The organism is Temperatibacter marinus (assembly GCF_031598375.1).
Taxonomy (GTDB): Bacteria; Pseudomonadota; Alphaproteobacteria; order Sphingomonadales; family Kordiimonadaceae; genus Temperatibacter; species Temperatibacter marinus.
This window is the reverse complement of record NZ_CP123872.1, coordinates 1,341,407-1,366,001: the sequence shown is the minus strand read 5'-3', so window position 1 is coordinate 1,366,001 and position 24,595 is coordinate 1,341,407. Positions and strand designations below refer to the sequence as shown.

Below are 24,595 nucleotides of genomic sequence, written 5' to 3'. Positions count from 1 at the left end.
AAGTTGGATACGCGTTTTCCAACTTATATTTGCTCAGTGCACACCTGTGCACTCTTGCAAAAGACACAGCACCTTACCACTTGCATCCGAACTTCGGTGTAAGTGGTTTTTTTTGTCTAGACCTTATAAAAAACCTCCCCTATTCTCTCCTTAAGAGGAGTAAAGATTGTGCAGATTTTAGTGGATCAAAAATTTCAATCTCTAGGCTTTGCTGTTCACCTTGGGGCCATTCATTTCCCTGTTCAAGTGACAGAAAGTCCTGCGGGGCTTGTAGAAAGCCTGCAAGCTGAAGCAGAGAGCCGACAAGCAGAAATGATGGGGGAAGCTGCCAGCAGTGATCCCATTATTGCCTCCATAAGGGAGGCCTTCAAAATATGCGGCAAAGATCCCAGTCGATACAGGCCTTCTAGTGAAGCTCTCCTAAGACGTGTCATGTCAGGCAAAGATCTTTATTTTATTAATAATGTCGTCGATGCTGCAAATCTACTCTCACTTGGCACTGGCCTTCCAGTAGGGTGCTACGATATCGATCAGATTAATGGGGATATCACGCTGCGCGTCGGCACAGAAAATGAAACCTATGAAGGCGTTGGTCGCGGATCTATTAACCTTGAAGGCCTTCCTTTACTCGCGGATGACCAAGGCCCTTTCGGCACACCCTATAGTGATAGCCTGAGAACCAGTGTGACGGAAACAACAACAAATTTTTTACTCATTTTATTTGGGCTCAATATAGAAGTCGACTATCTAGAGCAAATTGCCGACGCCGCAGACTTAATCTATTCACAATATTGTATTCCAGAAGACAAATTAGCTGAGCTGGAAAATGAACTTGAAGAGGATCAACTCAATGAGGTATGAAACCGTAAAAATCACCCTCGATGGGCATGTGGGACATGTTGCCCTGAACCGCCCAGCGAAATTAAATGCTATGAGCGGCCTCATGTTTGAAGAAATAGGAGCTGCTGTCGATGCACTTTGTGAAAATCCAGAAGTTAGAGCAATCGTTCTGAGCGGCGGCGAGAGTAAGCATTTCACTGTTGGCCTTGATCTCAAAGAAGCAGCTGGTTTTTTAATGGAACAAGCCAAAGATCCTGCCCGTCACAGAGATAGATTAAGGCGCCATGTAAAAAATTGGCAGCATGGCTTAGACGCCGCAGACCGGGCTCGAGTTCCCGTTATTGCTGCCATTCATAACGCTTGCATCGGCGGCGGTGTTGACATGATTACAGCTTGCGATATTCGCCTTTGTACGAAGGATAGTTTTTTTTCCATCAAAGAAATTGATGTTGGGATTGTTGCAGATGTAGGAACCTTGCAGAGAATTGGCCATTTATTACCGAATGGCCTGGTTCGTGAGTTAGCATATACAGGTCGAGAATTTAAAGCAGAGGAAGCCAAATCATACGGTTTTGTCAATACCGTCTACGACACCAAGGACGATATGCTAGAGGGAGCCTTTGCTCTTGCAAAGATGATAGCATCCAAATCTCCAATGGCCATGACAGGAACCAAAGCCGTTCTTAATCATGCACGAGAGAATAGCATTCAATCTGGTCTTGAGTATGTAGCGACATGGAACAGTGCTATGCTGTTGGGAGATGATGTACAAAAAGCTGCTATGGCAATGCTCAGTAAAGCAGAGGTTGAATTTGAAAATTTGCTTTCCTATGAAACAGCGATTGAGAAAAAGAAAAAGGCTTAAGGTGTGACACAGTCCTCTGTATCCGTAAAAATTTGTGGAATTACCACTATGGAGGCCGCGGAAGCTGCGGCTGAAGCCGGGGCTGCCTATCTGGGTTTTATTTCTTTCCCAAAATCACCAAGACATCTGACTTTATCAAAGGCTCAGGAATTGGGAAAATCACTGCCCCAAGGACCCGCACGTGTCGGCGTATTCGTAAATGCAGCGGAGCAGGATATTCTTGAAATGATCGAGGCACTTGATTTGACGCATCTTCAATTCCATGGTCATGAAAGTCCTGAACATATCCGTGCGCTTAAAGACAAAACCGGCCTGCAGACCATCAAAGCTTTAGCGATTGCTGACAGCAGCGATCTAGAAAAGGCTGTCCCTTATTATAAGAGTGTAGATTTTCTTTTGTTCGATGCTAAACCACCCAAAGGGTCAGACCTACCAGGCGGCAATAATGTCAGCTTACCCTGGGCCTTACTCAGAAACCTCAAAACACCGCTGCCTTGGTTTGTAGCAGGAGGTATTCACAGAGGGAATATGCACGAGGCTGTGCACCAAAGTCATGCCACTATGATCGATATTTCTAGCGGTGTTGAGAGCAAACCAGGGCTAAAAGATATCGCAAAGATCAAAGCCCTCTTGTATGAAATTAAGCAAATGAAATAGTTACAAAAATAACATTTGGGACTCGCTAGCCCTCAGCCTATATCTACTGCGTCGACCCCTCTTTTTTAAGAGAGAGTTGATCCTAAAATGATTTTCAATACAGGATATATCCATGACTTATACCCCAAACAGCTTACGCAGTGGCCCAGATGAGCGCGGTCACTTTGGAATTTACGGCGGTCGCTATGTGAGCGAAACATTAATGCCGTTGCTTCTAGATCTCGAAAAGCAATTTGAAAAAGCATGGCAAGATCCAGCGTATCAAGAAGAACTTGCTTACCTAAACAAGGAATATATTGGCCGCCCGAGCCCGCTTTATTTTGCAGAGCGTATGACAGAGCATTTCGGCGGGGCAAAAATTTACTTGAAGCGCGAAGAGCTAAATCATACAGGGGCTCACAAGATTAATCATGCGATCGGTCAAGTCCTTCTGGCTAAGCGCATGGGTAAGACCCGTGTCATCGCTGAAACTGGCGCGGGTCAACACGGTGTCGCGACTGCTACAGTCGCCGCTTTATTCAACATGGAATGTACAGTCTTTATGGGCGCTGTAGATATTGAACGTCAGAAGCCAAATGTCTTTAGAATGAAACTGTTAGGCGCGGAGGTAAAACCTGTCACCAGTGGGTCAGCGACTTTAAAGGATGCAATGAATGATGCCCTAAGAGACTGGGTGACGAATGTCCATGACACATTTTATATTATCGGCACTGTAGCTGGACCGCACCCTTATCCTAAAATGGTCCGTGATTTCCAGAGCATTATTGGCCAGGAAACTCGCGCACAAATACTAGAAAAAGAAGGGCGTCTTCCTGATAAGCTCATTGCTTGTGTCGGCGGAGGATCCAATGCCATCGGCCTATTCCATCCCTTTTTAGATGAGCCAGATATTAGCATTGATGCTGTAGAAGCTGCAGGACACGGCGTTGACACAGATCAGCATGCGGCCTCTATTCTTGGAGGGAGTCCAGGCGTGCTTCACGGCAATCGCACCATGCTCCTTCAAGATGAAGACGGCCAGATCCAAGAAGCCCATTCTATTTCAGCAGGGCTTGATTATCCTGGCATTGGACCTGAACACGTATGGCTTAATGAAAAGGGCCGTATTAACTACGTCAATGCAACTGATGAGGAAGCTATGGAAGCCTTCCAACTCTGCTGTAAGCTGGAAGGGATTATTCCTGCCTTAGAAAGCAGTCATGCTCTTGCCCATCTTGCACGCATTGCCCCGACACTGGATAAAGATAAAATAATAGTCCTGAACTTATCTGGGCGCGGTGATAAAGATATCTTCACTGTCGCAGATCATCTCGGGGTGGAGATATAAGATGAGCAGATTACCCAAAACATTCGAGAGATTAAACCGTGAAAAGAGAGCGGCTTTTATCACTTTCATTACAGGAGGAGATCCTGATTTTGAAACCTCCCTCAAGATTTTAAAAGGTCTCCCTGCTGCGGGTGCAGATATCATCGAGCTTGGCATGCCTTTTACAGACCCTTCTGCAGATGGTCCAAGCATTGATAAAGCGGCTCAACGGGCTTTAGCCAGTGGTGGGTCGCTTAAAAATACGTTGAAAATGGTCGCAGAATTTCGACATGACGATCAAGAAACTCCTATTGTTCTAATGGGCTACTTCAATCCTGTTTATACCTATGGAATCGAAAGCTTTTCCACAGATGCAGCAGAAGCAGGCGTGGACGGTCTTATTATTGTCGACCTTCCTCCAGAAGAAGATGAAGAACTGAGAGGCCCCGCTAATACTGCCGGTCTTGATGTGGTGCGGCTCATTACACCAACTTCCGATGATGAACGTATTCAAACCATCGTCGACGGTGCTTCTGGTTTTGTTTACTATGTTGCTGTCGCTGGCATAACAGGGGCACAGTCGTCTACGGCGCAAATAGCTGGCGATGCAGTGCAAAGGATTAAAAAACATACAGACCTGCCCGTAGCGATAGGGTTTGGCATCAGAACACAAGAGCAAGCCAGAGAGATGGCAAAGGTTTGCGATGCGGCCGTTGTTGGATCCGCAATTGTGGAAACAATTGCAGCAGATCTTGACAAGAATGGTAAAGCAAGCGTAGAGACAGCATCGAAGACTTTAGAATTTGTCAAAAGCCTCGCTGCTGGTGTAAGATCAGCCTAGGTTTTGTATTATTTACTGAAGGGGTTGCCCGATGAATTGGTTGACAAACTATGTTAAGCCGAAATTACAAGCGGTTTTAAACCGTAAAGATACACCTGATAATCTTTGGCATAAATGTAAAAATTGTGGCCAGATGATCTTTCATAAAGATTTCGTCGCCAATCAATATGTATGCGGTCACTGCGACCATCATGATCGCATGCCTCCTGAAGATCGATTTGCTAGCATTTTCGATCGCAGCACTTATAAGCAACTTGAGATGCCAAAAGTGCAGGAAGATCCTCTTAAGTTCAGAGATACAAAAAAATACCCTGACCGCCTCAAAGATGCCCGTGCTAAAACAGGCGATAATGATGCGGTGAAAGCCGCAGTAGGTAAAGTACAAGGAAATGATACAGTTGTTCTTGTGCAGAATTTCTTCTTCATGGGTGGATCTATGGGTATGGCCGTTGGAGAAGGCATTATCTCTGCCGCTAAACATGCCATTAAAATTGGTGCCCCTCTAGTGATTTGCACTGCATCAGGCGGTGCGCGCATGCAAGAAGGCATTCTGTCATTGATGCAAATGCCTCGTACGACAGTAGCTCTGCAGCTTCTAAAAGAAGCCGGTCTGCCGTATGTGGTTGTACTAACAGATCCCACATCTGGAGGCGTATCTGCTTCCTATGCTATGCTGGGGGATGTTCACATAGCAGAACCTGGCGCTATGATAGCTTTTTCAGGGCCGCGTGTGATTGAACAAACGATCCGTGAAAAACTTCCTGAAGGTTTCCAGCGCAGCGAATATCTCCGCGAACATGGCATGGTTGATATGGTTGTTCACCGCCATCATATGAATGAGGAACTTGGTAAAGTTCTTGGCTTCTTAATGGGAGGCAAGTGGAGTTCTCGCAGCACACAAGCTGCAGAATAAAGTGCTGACCACTCCTGATGAATGAAATCGACCAGAAATGTGCCGCCAGTGATGCTATCCTGACGCGCCTAATGTCTCTGCATCCAAAAGTAATTGACCTCTCGTTGGGGCGATTAATGACGTTGCTTAAAAAACTTGGAAATCCGCAAAACTCACTCCCCCCGGTTATTCATATTGCTGGCACCAATGGAAAAGGATCTACCACTGCAACATTTCGGGCCATTGCTGAGGCAGCAGGCCACCGTGTTCATGCTTACACCAGTCCTCATTTGGTTAGATTTCATGAGCGCATTCGCCTCGCAGGGCAATTAATCTCAGAGACTTATCTGAGTGAAATTCTCCAAGAGGTTGAAGAGAAAAATGCAGGCGACTCTATCACTTATTTTGAGGTTACCACAGCTGCTGCCCTGCTTGCTTTCTCAAGAACTCCTGCTGATTTCTGTATTCTTGAAGTAGGCCTTGGGGGTCGTCTAGACGCTACAAATGTCATCCCAAAGCCAGCCCTAACTTGTATCACGCCTGTCTCGATGGATCATGAGCAATTTCTCGGACATACACTTGAAGCCATCGCTAAAGAAAAAGCTGGGATAATCAAAGAGGATACCCCCCTTATAGTCGGCCCACAGCAAGGTCCTGCTCTACAGGCTATTGCTCGAGAAGCAGACATTAAAAATGCTCCAACATCTCTCTGGAACAAGCATTACGAGGCGGTCATTCACTCTGAAACTGGCGATCTGATCTATGAGGATGCTAAAGGCAAGCTGGTTTTACCTCAATCCACGCTGCACGGTCGTCATCAGATTATGAATGCGGCCATGGCCATTGCTATCGCACGAACACAAAAAGCGCTCTCAATTCCAGAATCTGCGATCAAAGCTGGGCTCGGCTGGGTTCGCTGGCCTGCAAGACTTCAAGAAATTGAAGACAGTCTGCTTAATGATCTTCTTCCCGATGAACATGCCCTATGGTTAGACGGTGGACATAATCCAGCGGCGGCTGTTGTTATAAAGAAATTTATCCATGACGAACTAGGTGAAGATCTTGGAGAACGCCCAGTCTTTCTCATCTTAGGCATGATGGGAACAAAAGATGCCACAGGCTATTTAAAAAATCTTACGGGAACAGTCAATCAGGTTATAGCCGTGGATATTCCCGGCGAAGAAAATGCAGCCGCTCCCGCTTTTCTAGCTGCCGCAGCAACGGATGTGGGAATTCACGGCACTATGGCAACATCAGTGACAAAGGCTATTGAGGCAATCGCCGAGCAGACAAAGACTGGACCAGCCCCTTTTATCTTGTTAGGGGGGTCCCTTTATCTAGCGGGATCAATTTTAAGAGAAATTGGGTATTTACCAGATTAGCCCTAAATTCATTACCGTGAAGCAAGTTTTTGTATATATAAAATTTTCTTTAACTATGGCTTAGCAAATAACCCAAAAATGCACCCTAGAATTGCCTATATACAGAGATATATTCATAGGCTACAGTCGTTTCTTCTAGCATCGCTATTATTCTCAGAAGAAAGGGTAGCGCCTTGTCAAACTCAACAGCCAACCCCGTGAATGTTAAAGCGAGAATAGCTGAACTCGATGTTCTTAGAGGCTTTGCCTTATTTGGCGTAATTCTGGGTAATTTCAGTGAATTTTATCTATTTGGCATTGCTTCTACAGCGGATCAAATGGCAACATCCTCCTATGCTGCGTGGGATCCCTATGTTGCCTTTGTGATAACATTATTTGTGTCTGGAAAAGCGAACACCCTCTTCGCTTTTCTTTTCGGGCTAGGTTTTTATTTACAAATGGATCGATTGAGCGCGCGGGGCGATAACTTTAATCAGATATACTTACGTCGGCTGACTGTGCTTCTTGGGTTTTCTCTTATAAATATCTTCTTCATATCCATATGGGAAATCCTGTTAGTCTATGCCCTAACAGGCTATATACTGTTCGCCATGCGGGATGTGAGTAATCGTGTCCTCGTGGGATTAGGCATCCCTCTCTCCCTGTTCGGAATGTTGGCCATTGGTGGTATTTTTCAGCTTTTCGGCGTGCGCGAAAGTTTGGACAGTGACTGGTATTTTACCGATGCTGCTATTATAGAACGACAAGCACTGGCGGCAGATTGGGGCTATAAAAATCTGATCGCCCACTTCTATGGTTTCACGATGCGTGACTGGATTTTGGGTGGTAGTATGGTTGGCTTTATTTTCTATGCATTAGGCCGATTTATGATTGGTATGTGGGTTGGACGCAAGGGCTGGTTACTGAATCCGGATCAATGGTTGGATGGCTTTAAGCGGTGGCTTATCATAGTCTTACCACTCGGTCTTGGATTAGATATCGTTGCCTATTTCATGCCCGAATTTTCAGGAAGCGACCTTATCCAAAAGGCCTTGCAGGTTGTTGCAACACCTTTAACCGCAGCCGGATATATTTGCTTGATTGTCTTAGGTTTACGGTCCCGTTTTTGGGTGCGTATATTGCCCGTCTTTGCGCCTGTGGGACGAATGGCCCTGACCAATTACGTACTCGGCGGCATTATGCTCATGCTGTATTATTATGGGCCGTTCGGACTGTATCAGGCTGGTAAAGTAGGCCTGTCAAAGCCTATGCTTTTTGTAGTTTTTTCATATGCGTTTCTAGTTTTGTATAGTCACATTTGGCTCCGATATTTTGTCTATGGCCCTCTGGAATGGGGATGGCGCGCCCTAACGTATGGCAAGCGTCCGAGTTTTCGCAGAATGTCTAATCGCAAAACCAACTAACTTCAAGTTACCCTTCATAGGGAACTGGGCAATTTCCAGGTAAATTTTTGCCTTTGATCCAATGGCGCCCAATTCATAGCAGGGCATGGATGGACCGTTCCAACAAAAAGGGCGCAGTCAGCTGACTGCGCCCTTTCTCAATCCAGAGATATATCTTTTAAATGTTATCGCCCAACCATTGATCAAACTGACCTTTAGGCATTGCACCCATTTTTGTTGCCGCTGCTTCACCGTTTTTCATAACGATCACGGTCGGGATGGATCTGACACCATATTTTGTCGGCGTCATTGGGTTTTCATCAATATTCATTTTCGCAATGATAATATCATCACGCTCACCAGCCGTTTGATCCAAAACTGGTGCAAGCATTTTACAAGGACCACACCATGGCGCCCAAAAATCAAGCACGACTGGCTTATCTGCATTCAAAACTACATCTTCAAAATTGTCATCATTGACTTCTATCACAGCCATATTCTTATCCTTTTCATTACCCGTAAAATTCATCATTGAGTTCAAAATAGGTGCAGGAGAGCATAAGGTCAATACACAGTGATCGATTATTGTGATTGGGAGAATAGATCATGACTAGGTGATTTAATCTAAACCTCCATAATCGTGAGAATATCTGTCCATAAGAGGTAACATTTCACTTTTTTGTCAGGATAAATATCTTCAAGGGCCAATCTGTAGAGCGCCATCTGTCGTTGGTAGGCCTCAGGAACATCCTGGGCAGAACGCGGGGCTGGCTGATTAGTTTTATAATCTACAATTTTAACTGACTCCTCAGTCACAACCAGTCGATCGACCTGTCCAGAAATCACATGGCCATTTGACAGAAGACCCGCAATGGGGACTTCAGCACGACTTTGAGGTGAAAAGAGATCCGCAAAATCTTGATCTTCAAGAATAGAGAGAACTTCTTGACCCATTTTCTTTTGCTGCGTTTGACTTAGGTTATGGCCAGGATGTGCTAAATATTCAATAGTCGCTTTCCCCCGCATGTCCGAGCTTAATTCTGGCAGCCATTCTAGCAGGCTATGGATAAGGTTGCCTCTCTGGAATGGCCGATCCGTGACTCTGCTCAAGGGGCTTCGTGCTGCCGGCTCATCATGATCTGGTCTGGAAGGAACTAAGGGGCGGGACGGAGTAGGCTCTTCAGGCATAACGTTTTTGGCCCAGTTGGGCACCTCATGAATTTGCTTCACACTCGTTTTACTTTCAGAGGTGTCTATAGGGCTCTTTTGTGGCACGGCAAAGCATAAGCTTTCACCCTCTGAATCTTGCCTCGTAAATGAACCCTCGATCGCTTCAAATCCCTCTTTAATGAGTTCATACCAGCAATCCTCACTGATTTTTCGCTTCTTTTGCCAGCCTGTAATAAAGAGGTGATCCTCAGCCCGAGTCATCGCTACATAAAGCAAGCGTCGATATTCTGCCATCATCTCTATTTTATGTTGTGCTTTCAAATCATCTACAAGAGACAAGTTCTTAATACCAGAGGTCCAAAGCAGCCACGATTCTGCGCTCTCTTGTGAGCCTTTTGTTAGTAAGGCTGTATCGCGCCCTATTTCAGGAACACTTGTGGTATCGGGAAGGTAGACAATTGGCGCTTGCAATCCTTTAGATCCATGCGCCGTCATTATGCGAACACTATTCCCAGCCTCCTCCATATCCCGTTTAATGGTCACGTCCGTCTGTTCAAAGGCGTGAAGAAAAGACTGCAGAGAGGGGCTGTTTAATCGTTCAAATGTGAGAGCCATGTCCAGCATTTCGTCAAGGGCATCGTGACATTCTTCCCCCAGGCGATGGACCAATTTTTTACGGCCATCAAACTCATTGAGAAGGGTCATGAGGAAATCAAACGGTGTGCCTCGATCCACTTCATTCAAGCAAGCCGACAGAAAGTCATAAATTTTTTGATACTCAGGTCTTTCTGAGCGCCGCGATACAAGTTGTTGCCACAAACTGACGGGTCTCTCATAGGCTAAGTCGAATAATGCTTCTTGTGTAAGTCCAGCGAATGGCCCCGTTAACACCTCAGCCAAAGACAAGTCATCTTCAGGCTGTAGCATAAACCGCATGAGAGAAAGAAGATCCATAACTGGGGCTTCAGATGCCAACTGTATGCGATCTCGGCCACTGACAGGAATATCTAAGATTTTGAGGGCCCGGGTGAGCTGCTCTACAAAGCGTGAACGTTTACGCACAATCACTAAGATATCACTGGGCCTGATTGGCCTCCCCTTCGCTTCAAGGCGATGCTCGTTTTTTATTTGGTCAGCGATGTGACGGGCGACTTTCCAAGCTGTCTTCTGTTCTGAATCTGATGCTTCTTCCTGAGCTATCGGCGCCTGCCATGTCTCTTTATCTGCATCAGACTTTTCTTCAGTTACTTCTTCGATTTCTAAAGGCCAAAGTTCTACAGACCCCGCATATCCTTGACGGTGATAGTCATGTTTAATTTCCTCCTCATCTGAAGTGACCCCTGGATAGCCCCGTCCTCCCTGTCTAAAGACCTGATCCACAAGCGTTAGAACAGCGCCTCCTGACCTGAAAGACTGGTTCAAAGGTATTTGGCCATATGCCATCTGAGCATTCTCAGCGCGGTTAAACACTCTGCTGCGGGCTGCAATAAACTCTTTTGGGTCTGCATTTTGAAAGCTATATATAGACTGCTTTACATCGCCAACGGCAAAGACAGTACGTGCAAAATGACTTGCCGCGTCTTGGCCGACCTGTTCCTCGCGCGCACCTTCTCCTGAATAAAAGTCTGAAGCCAATGTTTCCACTACATCCCACTGATTAGCGTTGGTATCTTGCGCTTCGTCGACAAGAATATGATCAATGCCGCCATCCAATTTATATAATATCCAAGAGGCAGCGCCAGATCCGGCAAGAAGCGAAACAGTGCTGTTAATCATGTCATCAAAATCAACCACACCGCGGGCTTGTTTTAAAGTTCTATAAGCATCAATCTGATCAAATCCCAATGTTAATAGGGCTGTTGTCGCATCAATCATTTCCAACGTCAGTAGTTTTTGATTGAGCACGTAAAGTCGTTCCTGTTCCTCCTGATAGATCTCGACCAAATGCGTTGCTTTTTCAGATGTTTTTTTGGTTGGTATATTTTTAAGAGGCGCCGCTCCTGTTTTTGTTAGAAAGCCGTATTTATAGTCAGAGAAATACCGAGTGCGCTCAGTTTCCTCAGCTTTTAAAAAGCTCTCAATCTGTCCTGCAATGGCCTGCTCTTTTTTACTACCACTGGTGAAACAAACCAGTAGCTCTTTTAAGCCTTCTAGCGAAAAACTCTCATCCTTGACGGAACTCTCTATTAACAGTTGAGTTGATTGTTGAGGGTCAAAATTAAAATGACGAAGCAAAGCGGATCTCAAGCCAATTTTCCCGTGTGATTTCAAGAGTTTTTGAACCTCAATGCCTTTGTGCATCAGGCCTTCCATGACTCTGTCAAAATCAGCTTCATTCACACGCTTTGCAACTTCAGATAAGGCTGATTGCTCTACATTACTCTTGAGAACACGATCTCTTGCTTCAAGTTTCACTGTTGCAGCCATTTGATCATCTAACGCTTCAAATCCAGGAGCAATGCCAGCCTCGAGAGGAAAGCGACCCAGCAAGGACTGACAAAAACTGTGAAAGGTCAGAATTTGCAGCCCACCAGAAAGGTCTAAAACTTCTGCAAACAAACGTCTAGCACGCGCAAGAACTTCCGGAGAAGCCTCTTCATCAACGCGTCTTTTCAGAGCTGATTTTAGCTGAACATCATTCATCACAGCCCATGCGCCTAGCTCGCGGAATATCCTTGTTTTCATCTCAGCCGCAGCGGCCTTTGTGAAGGTAAGACAAAGGATATTGCCTGGGGCCGTACCGCCTACCATTAACCGCAATACACGTGCTGTTAAGACATGGGTTTTACCTGTACCAGCAGACGCGCCAACCCAAACGGTTGTTTCAGGGTGCGTCGCCATTGCTTGCTCGGGGGACATTTTAACCATTCTCATCCCCCTCTCGGCTTATAGATTCTAAGGAGGCACCAAGGCCATTTTGCCATTCTTTCACTCGTGCCAGCTGATCATATTCACCATATCCTGTGATATCAGCCCGCGGGCTAGCCAAATAGGGTGTTTCCCTTTGATCGAATATTTCAATAAGATGACGCAGTCCTTCCTCAGCCTGCAGGATGGCGCCCTCAACATCTTTCACTGGTCTTTTGCTTTCAGCGACTTCTAGCCCTCCCTTTAAATGAATATATGTTAACGAAGCAATACGCCCGGGTTTTAGCGAGGGAAAGCCACCTTGCTGAATAATAAAGCCCTCTAAAGGCAGTTGGGGCGCATACCCAGCTAACACTCTTTTTGGGGTTGGTGGCTGGCCTGTCTTATAGTCAATTATTTCATATGCGTCCGACTGAATAGTCTGATCGATTCTATCGGCAAAAGCCTTAAGCTTAAAGTTCAGCCCTCTCAGCTCAACAAGGCCCCGTTCTTCTATAGCGACGGGATTTATTTTTCCTCGGCGTTCCTCTTGCCATGCGACAAACCAGCCCGCGATCTGTTCAAATCGCGGCCACCAAAAAGCATAGACAGAAGGCATTAACAGATAAGCACTAAAGACCTCTCGTCCTATGGATAAAAGTCTGTCAACTCCCGCTTGACCTGTTTCAGCACCCTTCTCTTTTAAGAATCGCTCTAGGCATGCATGAATGAGGGTTCCTTTATCTGCTGCACTGGGCTTAGCATCCACAGAGTCTAATTTCGACAAGCCCAGAATCTTGCTCGCATAGAGCGTATAAGGATCACGCATCCACGTTTCAACCTGTGTCACAGACAACTCTCTCGGTCTTGCTGAAACAGGCGGTCTAGGGGTTGGTGGTTGAACCGGTTCATAGGTCCCAACTTGATCCAATTGTTCTGCCCACAAAAGATAAGGTTTTTTTGCTTCTGGTAAAAACCCAAGAAGAGCCTCCAGCCTCAAAAGCCATCGACTTGGTACAGTTGGGCTGCCATCAACTTTTTCTGCTCTCGAGATATAGACTGTGTCAGCGCAAATCGCCTGCATGAAGTCATGCGCACTTTGGCCAATCTTTCGGTCAAGCGCAGGCAAGCCAAACAAGTGCCGCATTTCTCTACTCATCCAAGGATCTGCTTGCGTTTCTGCCGGCCAGGTTCCCTCATTGACGCTGCCTAAAACCATCACGTCCGTGCGCTGTAATCTAGCCTCCATTGTTCCCCATATTGAGAGTCGAGGATGAGCCCCAAACTTAGGACGGATCGTTTCTCGTTTTATCATTTCTTTCAGCAACGGTGCAAATTCAAAGGCAGGATAAGCAGGCAGACTCTGGCACTCACTGATCATGTCAGAAATCGCTATCGCCAAAGCCTCTCCTGCATCGCCGCGCCATAATTGATCAGCCCCTTCTTGATCAGGGCTTGTCGCCAACTTTTCTGCCACCCGGATAAATTCTTTTAAACAATCTGCAAACCGATGCCCTTGATCAAAAGCAAGAGCAATTGGCTCAACCAGCTCTATGAAGAGAGTCAGGCTTCTGTAGTCTTTTTTAGGGAATGGATGACGTTTATCAGAAGTTTTTTGCGCCGCATATTTTTTCAGGCCGACAAGACCACTCGTTGGGCGTGGTCCGCGAAGAACATATCGATCAAGATGCCGTACAAATTGACGATAGTCTGACCGGAGCATTTCCATACTCATAAAGGGGTGCTGCAAGAAAGCTAAAAGGGTTATCGGTGAGAAGTCTGCGGCAAATAGATCGGCAAAGAGTTGGAGAAAGGCTCCTGTTTGACTGATGGTTGCAGGGTCACCCGCACTATCATCTACTCTAATATCCCAACGCTTTAAAATCGATTTAACATGCGTTGCCAACAACCGATCCGGGGTCACTAATGCAGCAGTCTTGCCTGCAATTTCTAGCGTTTCACGCATGATTAAAGCGATGGTCGTTGCCTCTTCTCGTCGGGTGGGACAGACAAGAACCGACAGGCCTTGTGAGGCCGCTTGGGCTTGGGCCTTATCTCTCGTCCAGGGGCTATTTTGCCACTCACCCAGAGCTGAACTTGGAAGCATAACATCACGCATTAATTGACATTTCAAACTGATATCATTAGTCCCCTGCCACTCTAGGACATCTTCTCTCTCTAGCTGTAAGCTGTCCAATAGAGTATGCATTACATGCTGTGGATGAGAAGGATGAGCTGATAGACTTTGCCATGCTTCTCTACTCATGTCTTGATCAATACCAGGCAAGATGACCCAGCCTTTCTCTAATTTAAGTACAGCTTTAATTAAGGCCCGTGTTGCCGGAATTGTCCCTGTGGAGCCTGCCACTAGAACAGGCCCTTTCGGGGGTTTTTTATCCCATGAACGGATGAGGGCCTTCATCAGTTTATCGCGCCGCGCAGCTGGATTAATCTGCCCTGCTTCTTCAAGAATAGCCGGCCAAAAATTAGTAATAATTTTTAAAAAATCTAAAGTAATTTGCCAATGCTTTGCAAAGTCTTCAGCTACAAGATCTACCAATCCCTCGTATGATAGGCCTTCTGTTTCGACTTGATCCATAAACCGCATTAACTCGCCTGCCAATCGCCAACTTTGAGCCGGAGCAAGATCGATGCGTTGGTTCAGCTTCATCCATCGCTCGACTTGAACCATCAGTAGGGATTGGCGTTCCTTGGCTCGAATAGATGGGGGAATGCTAGCGATATCAAAGGCAATGTCGCTGCTCAAGAATTCCATCTCTTCCTCGTCCACATCTCCGATGGCTCGGATAGAAGGCAATAAAATAGGCTTTCTGCCCGCCACTTTTATGAAAGCTTCTCTTACCGATCGAACAGCTCGTCTATTGGGCACCAGAATAAGGCAGTCAGATAAGGCAAATTCATGCCCTGTCTGAAACCGTTCAATCATCCCTTCTGCAAGGGTATCAGCGAAAGGGAGGTCTGGGGAAATCGTATAAATATCAGGCCGCGACGGAAACATTCAGATTATCCTTCAATCTTTTTAAGAAGATTGTCTGCTTCATTTCGGGCGTCTGGATCGCCAACATGAAGCCATGTTCCCTTGTATAAGGAACCAAACAAACGCCCTTTGGCCTCGGCTTTTCTAAATAGACGTCGCATAGACCACTGCCCAATCTCTTCCCCGTCGAAGCAGGTTGCTTTCATCAGTCTTACACCAGCAAACATATGACTGGCCGAAGGTGCGTTGCCTCTGAGCTCGACTTCTCCGCTGACTTCATTGAAAAACAAATCTCCAACGCCGTCATACCCAGGTGCCTCTTCCACACGCATTACAGCCAAACAGATATCCATCCGTGACTCGTCAAAATCAGCAGCCAATTGCTGCAGAAGCTGTCTCTCTCCTGTATCAATCCAGAGGGCATCGCTATTGATAACATAAAAAGGATCTTTCCCTAACAAAGGAAGAGCTTTCATCACCCCGCCCCCTGTCTCTAATAGAGCCTCTCGTTCGTCAGACAGTAACACCTGTGGACCAATCGGGCGATTTTCTAGTGCTGTTTCGATTTGACTAGCCAAATGATGGACATTGACGACCACCCTTTGAACGCCGGCATGAAAGCAATGGTCCATGGCTCTATCCAATAATGAAATACCATTCACCTGAACCAAAGGTTTAGGAGTATGATGGGACAACTCCCCCATCCGTGTTCCTTTCCCTGCAGCCATAATCATGGCGTTGGTCCCTATGGGAAACTTATCTCTGATCATGTTACTATCAGCGACTGCCTTTCTGCGCTGTTGCGGGATATATTGCTCTAGAAAATCCCTCAAGGGCTTGAGGATGGGCGCCTGTAAATTCCGTTCCACCATTTGCCACACATGAGAAATATAGGGCAAATAATCCTCTTTTTGGTCTCTCAGAAACAGTCTGTAAAAAATTCCTATAATTTTTAGAGACCTCTGTGCACCAAGAATGGCATAAAACGTCCGGAATTCCTGCTCATTTCCTGTATAATTTGATAAATACTGACGAAGGCAGGCTTCTTCTAAGTCTGGTGAAACAATCCGCCGGGCATCTTGCGTTAAGGAAACCAAATCATAAGCAGGGTGTCCTATGACGGCGTCTTGATAGTCCAGCTGTCCCAAATGATCAGCCTCCAAAACCATTAAGTTTTCAGCATGATAGTCTCTCAAGACAATTTTCTTCTGAAACGGGGTTTGAGAAAGAAATTTCAACGCTGGTTCAAGAGATTTAAAAAAAGCGTCTCTTCCTCTATAATCACCAAATATTGCAGGCATATACCAGTCTGCAAAGAGTGAAACCTCTCGGTGGTACAGGGCTTCGTCATACTCAGGGAGAGCTTCAGCGGGGTCTTCTTTGTGCAAATCTGAGAGTATAGAAATTGCTTTCAAATACAGTCTCTTTTCTCTTTCCGGTGACCCTTCTACGGCCTTTTTCAAAACATCCGACCCAAAATCTGACAGAACTAATAGGCCTAGTGCTTCATCTTTTGCGATGATTTTAGGAGTAATAATTTTATCAGAACCGCAAGATTGCAGTATATCTGTAACTTGAAGAAAAGCGATTACGGATTCAATGGGCGGCGGTGCATCCATTAGAATAAGAGACTGCTCACCCTTCTTAAGGCGTTCATAACGACGAAATGAAGCATCCCCAGCGATGACTTTACGCTGCCAACCCGACATTCCATTTTGTTGCAAAAAATCATCAATGATCTGATCCCGTTTTTCCCGCAATCTCTGTGTCATTATTTTCTCTTTTCAAGGCGTTTTTGCCACTGCTGATTACCGTATAGGGAAATGTGCCGGCTTTTATCTTTTGGATCATTCTTCAGTGTGAATACAAGACAGTCTTCTTGGAACTCGGCAGGCAATCGATCTGGCCACTCCACTAATAGAGCTGCATGGTCTAAGGCTTCCTCAAACCCAAGCTCATATATTTCATCGCTCTCTTCTATTCGATATAAATCTGAATGCCATATGTTCATTTTATCTGTCTGATACTCTTGAACGAGGGTAAATGTTGGGCTGGGCACTTCCATGGCATCATCTTCACAAAGAAATCGAATAATTGCTCGCGCTGTCACACTTTTTCCTGCCCCTAAATCACCAACCAAAGCCACGATATCGCCGACACGAAGTAGACGCCCAATCTGTATGGCGAAAGCTTCGGTCTCTTGTTCACTATAACTCTGGAAAGAAAAAATGGGCAGTTGAGACATATGATACCTAATAAAAAGAGAGGTTATTGAATAAATTTTATGGGAAATGTCAGTTGAATTTCAATATTTTCATTTTGATTTTCATGCATTGTAACATATCCGTTATGAATTGAAACAATCGATCGAACTAGCGTCATATCCAAACTTCCTGCACTCTGAAGGGCCACGGTGCGTTCTTGATCAATTGTTCGCCGTAATGAATCTAAATCATAGGGATCGACTAAGGTCCGAACAATAGATGCACTCACTTGGATGGATTCAGAATCGACCAATGTTGCTGAAAGAGAAATCGTTGCTTTTGGCTTTGAAATATTACCAATTGAACTCACCAAACTATAAAGCATTTGTTTAATTCGAGTCCCATCCAATTCAAGGGTGGGTACATCTTCAGCAACGGACCAAAGCATCTGAGACTTTCTCCGCCTCAGTTGATCCAATGTCATGTCTTCAACAAGAGAGAAAACTTCTATGAGGTCAACGTCTTCAATTGCTAATTCCGCTTCACCTGAATCAATCACAGCAATATTCAAGACGTTGGTAATAAGATGATTCAGTCCATCAGCAGCCTCTCTCACACTGCCTAAAGTGTCAATCTGTTGATCTTTTAGTGAACCATAGAGCCCTTGAATTAGAAGATCAGAAAATCCAATAATGCTGTTGAGCGGCGTTCTCAGTTCATAAGCCATATTGGCGATAAAGTCAGATTTCATTCGGGCTGTCGTCTCAAGAGCTTGAGACCGTTCTCTCAGAGCCAATTGTATATTGAAGCTGTCTGTTATATCCGTCAGTGTCAACAATGAGGACCCATCGGGAAGCGGAACAACTGAATATTCCATAATCCGATCATTTGGAGCACGCCAATTTTCTCGCCGTTGATCTCGTTGAGATATCCAGCCAGAAAGCTGTGTAAATAAGTCTAAATTGGCCTGTAAAATGCGAGACTGAACGCCCTCCAACTCAGAATGTAAGCCAAGGGCTGAAAGGGCGGCGTCTGAAATTTGCTGGACGTGCATTCCCACAAGTGTGCCGACTTGCCCTTCCAAATCCTGTAAATTCCATAAATCCACAATGCCATGATTGTAAAGCTTGAGAGAGCCGTCAGATCCAAATAATGCGACCGCTTCTTGCAGGTTTTCTAATGTCTGACTTTGGACAGCCGTTAAAGTATGAACAGATTGCTCTAACGCGAGCTTATCTGTCATATCCTCAAATAACAGCAGCAAACCACCGAGGGGATGCGGCTGGGTAAGAACTCTATAGGTAGAACCGACGGGCATATGCCAAGTCTCTTCTACAGGTTCGAGAAGCCCTACATATTGTTTGAGAACATTGTCTTTCCACTGCTTAAAATCAACTTGTTCAGGCAAGCGACGTAATGCCCTCATTTCTTCGAGTAAATCATTATGGCTGATCCGTTCGGCCAGGACAGTTTCTTCAACCCCTGTTAGTCTTTGAAAGGATTGATTATAAAATGTCAGCCGCTGATCAGGCCCAAAAATGGCCACGGGACTTGCCAGCCTATTTAAAGTGACCGATTGCGATTCCAGAACGCGGTTTAATTCTGAAAGTGCATCTTCCTCTGCTGTGATATCAATGGCTATGGAAAGAATTGACTTTTGATCCGGTGCTGATTTGTGAATCACCATATAAGCACGGCGTTGTCCTTCGACAATGGCATATTGGCGCTCTTGTGTTGTCCTTTTATTCTCAACCACATTTCTATAAATGCGGTCACGGCGATGAGGCTCTTTTTGTTCAATCAAACTGATCTTACGTGAGAGAACATCGTCCAAGCTTTTGCCGTCCACAGCTTTTAAATAAGCATTATTCACATATAGGACTGTCCCAGATGTTTCCCATATCCATACAGGTACAGATAAAGTATTGAGGACGCCGCTTGTTAAATCCAACTGCGTCTTTAGGGCTTTCACTTCGTGAAGATCATCCCCTGCACCTGTTACTCTTTTTGGGTTTTTCTCAAGCCACACCACATAGGACGGCATGCCACTTGGACTTTTATCAATATGATCAATTGTCACTGAAAGAGTGCCATTCCCCTCTCGCTCGAAGATAAAACCTGTGAGTGTCCCTCCTCTAGAAGGACTTTGAATAAACAGATCAATTTCTGCGTAGATTTTATGAGGGAAGACATTTTGTAAATCGGAAAAATGAGCTGGTGCTGTCGATATATTCAATAGGTCGAGAGCTTTTTTGCTATAGTCTAGTGAGCCATCTTCATAGACCCATAGAGGTTGTCGGGAGCGTGTATTAAGCCATCGATCAAATAAATCAAGCTGGGTTTCTAAAAGAGTAACCTGTATTTTATCTTTATAGAGGCGATAAAAAACAATAAAAAGAGCCGCAAGTAAGACAATGGCTATAAGGCCTACTACATAAATGGTCTGTTCCAATGGCATCACATCCGACTCCCCTACCTTTTCTACTTACAGGAAAGAAGATAAAAAATAAAGGCTGCCGACTCATTCTGTCTGACAGCCCTTACGATGCATTTACAATCTGCTCTTAGAGACTAAGTTTAGCCTTCAGCGCGGTTGTTAGGTCTGTCTTTTCCCAAGAAAATCCACCGTCAGCATCCGGCAATCGGCCAAAATGGCCATACGCTGCTGTCCTCTCATAAATCGGTTTATTCAATCCAAGATGAGTTCGAATGCCGGTTGGACTTAAGTCCATAAGTTCTTGCAAGGCCTTTGACACTTTTGCAGAATCAACTTTTACCTTGCCCCACAAATCCACATACACAGAGAGAGGTTTAGCAACACCAATGGCATATGATAACTGAATGGTACAGTTATCAGCAATACCTGCAGCGACAACATTCTTTGCTAAATACCGCGCTGCATATGCTGCTGATCGATCTACCTTTGTCGGATCTTTCCCTGAGAAGGCGCCGCCCCCGTGAGGTGCAGCCCCGCCGTATGTATCGACAATAATTTTGCGACCCGTTAGGCCTGTATCTCCATCAGGACCCCCAATAATAAACTGACCTGTTGGATTAACATAAAGCTCATCATCAGATGGCATCCACCCTTCAGGTAGAACCTCAGTTACAATATCTTTCACCAATGCCTTAAGTTCAGCCTGGGTAACCCCTTCAGCATGCTGTGTAGAAACAACCACGGACGTTGCACCAACAGGGTATCCATCTTTATATTTCAATGTAACCTGTGACTTACTATCAGGTTCCAACCGTCTATCGCCGCCGTGGCGAACAGCTGCAAGCTTTTCCAAGATTTCGTGACTGTAAGCAATGGGCGCAGGCATGAGATGCTCTGTTTCATTACAAGCATAGCCAAACATAATACCCTGGTCGCCAGCGCCTTCTTCTCCTTGCTTATCTGCAGAATTATCAACACCCATGGCAATATCTGCGGATTGAGCATGGATATAGTTATGGAGCACTGCTGTTTCCCAGTGGAAACCATCTTGCTCGTACCCAATAGACTTCACTGCAGCACGAGCAGCATTTTCTATCTCATCATGGGTGACATCATGCGCACAGCGGACTTCACCAGCCAAGACAATTCGATTGGTCGTCACAAGTGTTTCTACAGCCACACGAGACTGAGGGTCTTTAGAAAAATATAAGTCAACAATTGCATCCGAAACACGATCCGCAACCTTGTCAGGGTGTCCTTCAGAAACAGATTCACTTGTAAAAAGATATTCGCTCATAAGGCTTCCTCTTCTAGCAATTAGTAACGGTAATGCTCAGGCTTATAAGGCCCTTCGACGGGTACGTTGATATAATCCGCTTGCTCTTGCGACAATTTTGTTAATTTTGCGCCGAGTTTCGCAAGGTGAAGTTCAGCTACTTTTTCATCCAAATGTTTTGGAAGAACATAAACTTCTTTCTTATAAGCTGCTGCGTTTTTCCAAAGTTCTATCTGAGCAAGGACTTGGTTGGTGAAAGAGGCTGACATTACAAATGAAGGGTGGCCTGTTGCGCACCCAAGATTTACGAGGCGACCTTTTGCAAGCACAATGAGGCGTTTTCCATCAGGGAATACAACTTCGTCAACTTGTGGCTTCACTTCTTCCCACTTATAATTTTCTAAACCAGCGATCTGAATTTCACTGTCAAAGTGGCCGATATTGCAGACGATGGCTCGGTCTTTCATATCGCGCATATGCTCTAGAGTGATAATGTCAACATTACCAGTTGTTGTCACAAAAATATCTCCAATAGATTTTGCATCATCCATTGTCACGACTTCATACCCTTGCATGCAAGCCTGAAGAGCACAAATAGGGTCGATCTCTGTTACAAGAACACGAGCACCTTGGCTGCGCAGTGATTCTGCAGAGCCTTTCCCCACGTCACCGAAACCACAGACAACTGCAATTTTACCTGCAATCATGACATCAGTTGCACGTTTCACGCCGTCCACAAGACTTTCACGACAGCCATAAAGATTATCAAATTTAGATTTTGTTACACTATCATTTACGTTAATAGCAGGCACAAGCAGACGGCCTTCTTTTGCCATCTCATAAAGGCGGAGAACGCCTGTTGTCGTTTCCTCTGAAATACCCTTACACGCCGCCATAATCTCTGGATAGTCCGTATGAAGAATCTGTGTTAGGTCTCCTCCATCATCAAGAACAATATTAGGTGTCCAACCCTCTGGACCCTTAATTGTCTGATGAATACACCATTCAGCTTCTTCTTCTGTTTCGCCTTTCCAAGCAAAGACAGGAATGCCTGAAGCAGCCATTGCCGCAGCAGCATGATCCTGGGTAGAGAAAATATTACAAGAAGACCAGCGAACTGTCGCACCAAGTGCAGTGAGCGTTTCGATCAAGACAGCAGTCTGAATTGTCATATGCAAACATCCTGCAATCCGCGCTCCCTTCAAAGGTTGCTCGTCACCATATTCATCCCGCAAGGCCATCAAACCCGGCATTTCTGTTTCAGCTATATTAATTTCTTTACGGCCCCAATCTGCAAGAGAAAGGTCAGCAATTTTATAGTCAGCCATAGTCAACTCCTATCGACATATATGTAAATTTGGTAGCTGTATAGCACCAGAAGTCCAAAAGATAAAGATATCTTTATATGATTATATTAAACTGCTTAAAAAATTCTTAAAAGGAGCGAAAACTACTCTGATTCACCGAATTTATCTTCAATGAGTGCCTTCAAAGCTTGAGAGAGTGACTCTTCTTCTGGGCCAGAGAGACTCAGCGTGATCGAATCGCCTTGTGCGGCTCCTAGCATCAATAATCCCATAATGGATTTACCGTTAACAGTGGTGGCTCCCTTTGTGACCTCTACAGAGAGATCACAGTCTTCAACAAGCCGTACGAATTTTGCTGAAGCCCGTGCGTGCAGGCCTCGTCTATTGAGGAGGGTGGCTGTTAAGGAGATCATTAGCTGCCCAATACATGACTAGCAACATTGATATATTTGATGCCTGCTTCTTTTGCAGCTTCGACAGCTTGATCAAGGGAAGAGTCGCGCCTCACACTGGCGAGTTTAATGAGCATCGGCAGATTAATACCTGCGATTACTTCCACACGATCTTTCTCCAAAAGAGAGATGGCAAGGTTCGAGGGAGTGCCACCAAACATATCCGTCAGCAGAATAACACCGTTATCACAATTGGTTTCTGCGACCGCTTTCTGGATCTCTTCCCGCCGAATTTCCATATCATCATCAGGGCCGATACATATTGCTTGAATAAAATCCTGAGGTCCAACCACATGCTCTGTCGCAGCAATAAATTCTTCCGCTAAGCGACCATGAGTCACCAGTACCATTCCAATCATATCAAACTCCCACACCTATAGATAAAATTCCTAAGGTAATTCCTTAGTCTTTTGGCATATCTCTGTGCCAACAATGTAACTCTAATCCGTCCTCATCGAGCAATCCAGAAAATTTTTCAACCATCATCACTGATCGATGCTTTCCGCCGGTACAGCCAAAAGCGATGGTTAAATAACTTTTCCCTTCCGCCTTATATTTTGGCATCAAAAACGAAAGCAAATCAACGACCTTTGTCACAAAGGGCTCATAGGCTGGGTCATCGGCAACATAGGATTGCACAGCCGCCGTCTGTCCTGTCAGAGGTTTCAATGCAGTTTCATAATGCGGATTTCTAAGAAACCTCACATCAAAAACCAAATCTGCTCCCCGAGGTATGCCTTTAGAATAGCCAAAAGACATGAGAGTGAGCACCAGTTTTGCCTCTTCTGATCCCATTCTGTCCTTCACCAAAAGCCGCGTATCTGTCGTTGACATAGTTGTAGTGTCAATGGTGCTGCTCGCATACTTTCGGACCGGATCCAGTAAGGACCGTTCCATTGAAATGCCGTCTTCTATAGGGCGATCTTTTGAAAGCGGATGAATACGGCGGGTCTCTGAATACCGCTGGACTAAAATAGAATCAGCCGCGTCCAAAAAGAGTATTTCAGCAATGATATTAGTTGTCGACTTGAGATGTTCAACACTCTTTCGAAGAAGGGCAGCGTCGAAGCCCTGAGTACGGCTATCAACACCAATGGCAACATTTCCTTCCATCAAGAGCGCAGGCGTTACCATTTCAATCACATCTAATGGGAGGTTATCAACACTATGAAAGCCACAATCCTCTAACGCTTTGAGCGCTGTCGATTTCCCCGCTCCAGACAACCCTGTCACGATAACAAGGCGCCGAGAAGAAAGAGTGGAACGACTGAGATTTTGATTTGCCACACGAGCCCCTAAATCAGAAATTATAAATCCTGACCACAGACTAATGCAATTTTTAGTGGGGTGGAAGCATCAAAAGAGTGAAGCGCCAATCTTTTTACTGCAATGCCTAAAATCTCTGTCTGTGCATCTTCATCTTCTGGCATACGTGGCACATCCTCTCGGTCACAAAGATCGACAACGGCAAACAAGGGATAGGGCGTATCAAGTGGTAAAACCTCAGAGACATAGATAATGCCTACCCCTCTCACTTCCAGCATGCCATGAAGCTCAGGCGCTGCACGGACAAAGACTGACCGATCCGCTTGAGAAAGAACAACATAATCATCCCCAATGAGTTTTGCCCCTTTCGCTAGTAATCGCAAAGCCAAATCAGACTTCCCAGCGCCACTAGCACCGCGTAGCAGAATTGCTTGACCATTCACTTCTAGGGCTGTTCCATGGACAAGCATAGA

General features: G+C 45.4%; 20 protein-coding genes. 8 read left to right on the top strand and 12 right to left on the bottom strand.

Annotation, left to right across the window (positions count from 1 at the left end; translation table 11 throughout):
* Positions 1-168 precede the first annotated feature (168 nt).
* The 8 genes from QGN29_RS06095 to QGN29_RS06060 all read left to right on the top strand — a co-directional run bounded on the left by QGN29_RS06095 (position 169) and on the right by QGN29_RS06060 (position 8,186).
* On the top strand, positions 169-861 hold the full coding sequence (locus QGN29_RS06095) for a B3/B4 domain-containing protein (protein WP_310799808.1): 693 nt from the start codon (positions 169-171) through the stop codon (positions 859-861).
* The gene (locus QGN29_RS06090) at positions 851-1,705 is read left to right on the top strand and encodes a crotonase/enoyl-CoA hydratase family protein (protein WP_310799807.1); all 855 of its coding nucleotides are present in this window, start codon (positions 851-853) and stop codon (positions 1,703-1,705) included. The genes QGN29_RS06095 and QGN29_RS06090 overlap by 11 nt, the downstream gene beginning before the upstream one ends.
* A 3-nt stretch (positions 1,706-1,708) precedes the next feature.
* Positions 1,709-2,362: a phosphoribosylanthranilate isomerase gene (locus tag QGN29_RS06085; RefSeq protein WP_310799806.1), complete on the top strand. Its 654-nt coding sequence runs from the start codon at positions 1,709-1,711 to the stop codon at positions 2,360-2,362.
* A gap of 112 nt (positions 2,363-2,474) precedes the next feature.
* Positions 2,475-3,689 (top strand): tryptophan synthase subunit beta, encoded by a 1,215-nt coding sequence (gene trpB, locus QGN29_RS06080; RefSeq protein ID WP_310799805.1) that lies wholly within the window; start codon positions 2,475-2,477, stop codon positions 3,687-3,689.
* Between the two features lies 1 nt (position 3,690).
* Complete coding sequence (gene trpA, locus QGN29_RS06075; protein ID WP_310799804.1) at positions 3,691-4,509, top strand: tryptophan synthase subunit alpha; 819 nt, start codon at positions 3,691-3,693, stop codon at positions 4,507-4,509.
* A 31-nt stretch (positions 4,510-4,540) separates the two neighbouring features.
* Positions 4,541-5,422: an acetyl-CoA carboxylase, carboxyltransferase subunit beta gene (gene accD / locus QGN29_RS06070; protein WP_310799803.1), complete on the top strand. Its 882-nt coding sequence runs from the start codon at positions 4,541-4,543 to the stop codon at positions 5,420-5,422.
* A gap of 17 nt (positions 5,423-5,439) precedes the next feature.
* Entirely contained in the window at positions 5,440-6,783 is a 1,344-nt protein-coding gene (locus QGN29_RS06065; protein ID WP_310799802.1) for a bifunctional folylpolyglutamate synthase/dihydrofolate synthase, read from the top strand.
* A 173-nt stretch (positions 6,784-6,956) separates the two neighbouring features.
* A complete protein-coding gene (locus QGN29_RS06060; RefSeq protein ID WP_310799801.1) occupies positions 6,957-8,186 on the top strand; it encodes a DUF418 domain-containing protein in 1,230 nt (409 codons plus the stop codon).
* A gap of 157 nt (positions 8,187-8,343) precedes the next feature.
* Here the strand turns inward: QGN29_RS06060 and trxA are convergent, their stop codons facing one another.
* The 12 genes from trxA to QGN29_RS06000 all read right to left on the bottom strand — a co-directional run bounded on the left by trxA (position 8,344) and on the right by QGN29_RS06000 (position 24,592).
* The gene (gene trxA, locus QGN29_RS06055) at positions 8,344-8,661 is read right to left on the bottom strand and encodes a thioredoxin (RefSeq protein WP_310799800.1); all 318 of its coding nucleotides are present in this window, start codon (positions 8,659-8,661) and stop codon (positions 8,344-8,346) included.
* Positions 8,662-8,789: 128 nt separating this feature from the next.
* On the bottom strand, positions 8,790-12,203 hold the full coding sequence (gene addA, locus QGN29_RS06050; RefSeq protein WP_310799799.1) for a double-strand break repair helicase AddA: 3,414 nt from the start codon (positions 12,201-12,203) through the stop codon (positions 8,790-8,792).
* A complete protein-coding gene (gene addB, locus QGN29_RS06045) occupies positions 12,196-15,201 on the bottom strand; it encodes a double-strand break repair protein AddB (protein ID WP_310799798.1) in 3,006 nt (1,001 codons plus the stop codon). Before addB ends, addA begins: the two co-directional genes overlap by 8 nt.
* 5 nt (positions 15,202-15,206) lie before the next feature.
* Positions 15,207-16,952 carry a phosphotransferase gene (locus QGN29_RS06040; RefSeq protein ID WP_310799797.1) on the bottom strand — a complete coding sequence of 582 codons (1,746 nt, stop codon included), beginning with the start codon at positions 16,950-16,952 and terminating at the stop codon, positions 15,207-15,209.
* A complete protein-coding gene (gene tsaE / locus QGN29_RS06035) occupies positions 16,952-17,425 on the bottom strand; it encodes a tRNA (adenosine(37)-N6)-threonylcarbamoyltransferase complex ATPase subunit type 1 TsaE (protein WP_310799796.1) in 474 nt (157 codons plus the stop codon). Before tsaE ends, QGN29_RS06040 begins: the two co-directional genes overlap by 1 nt.
* Positions 17,426-17,448: 23 nt before the next feature.
* Positions 17,449-19,842, bottom strand: a complete 2,394-nt coding sequence (locus QGN29_RS06030; RefSeq protein WP_310799795.1) for a PAS domain-containing sensor histidine kinase — start codon at positions 19,840-19,842, stop codon at positions 17,449-17,451.
* A gap of 106 nt (positions 19,843-19,948) precedes the next feature.
* Positions 19,949-21,118 carry a methionine adenosyltransferase gene (gene metK / locus QGN29_RS06025; protein WP_310799794.1) on the bottom strand — a complete coding sequence of 390 codons (1,170 nt, stop codon included), beginning with the start codon at positions 21,116-21,118 and terminating at the stop codon, positions 19,949-19,951.
* Positions 21,119-21,138: 20 nt separating this feature from the next.
* Complete coding sequence (ahcY, locus tag QGN29_RS06020) at positions 21,139-22,425, bottom strand: adenosylhomocysteinase (RefSeq protein WP_375164644.1); 1,287 nt, start codon at positions 22,423-22,425, stop codon at positions 21,139-21,141.
* Between the two features lie 122 nt (positions 22,426-22,547).
* On the bottom strand, positions 22,548-22,817 hold the full coding sequence (locus QGN29_RS06015) for an HPr family phosphocarrier protein (protein WP_310799792.1): 270 nt from the start codon (positions 22,815-22,817) through the stop codon (positions 22,548-22,550).
* Positions 22,817-23,215, bottom strand: coding sequence for a PTS sugar transporter subunit IIA (locus QGN29_RS06010; protein ID WP_310799791.1), 399 nt, complete (start codon positions 23,213-23,215; stop codon positions 22,817-22,819). The genes QGN29_RS06015 and QGN29_RS06010 overlap by 1 nt, the downstream gene beginning before the upstream one ends.
* A gap of 43 nt (positions 23,216-23,258) precedes the next feature.
* On the bottom strand, positions 23,259-24,143 hold the full coding sequence (gene rapZ, locus QGN29_RS06005; protein ID WP_310799790.1) for an RNase adapter RapZ: 885 nt from the start codon (positions 24,141-24,143) through the stop codon (positions 23,259-23,261).
* Positions 24,144-24,163: 20 nt separating this feature from the next.
* On the bottom strand, positions 24,164-24,592 hold the full coding sequence (locus QGN29_RS06000; RefSeq protein WP_310799789.1) for an HPr kinase/phosphorylase: 429 nt from the start codon (positions 24,590-24,592) through the stop codon (positions 24,164-24,166).
* Between the last annotated feature and the right edge of the window lie 3 nt (positions 24,593-24,595).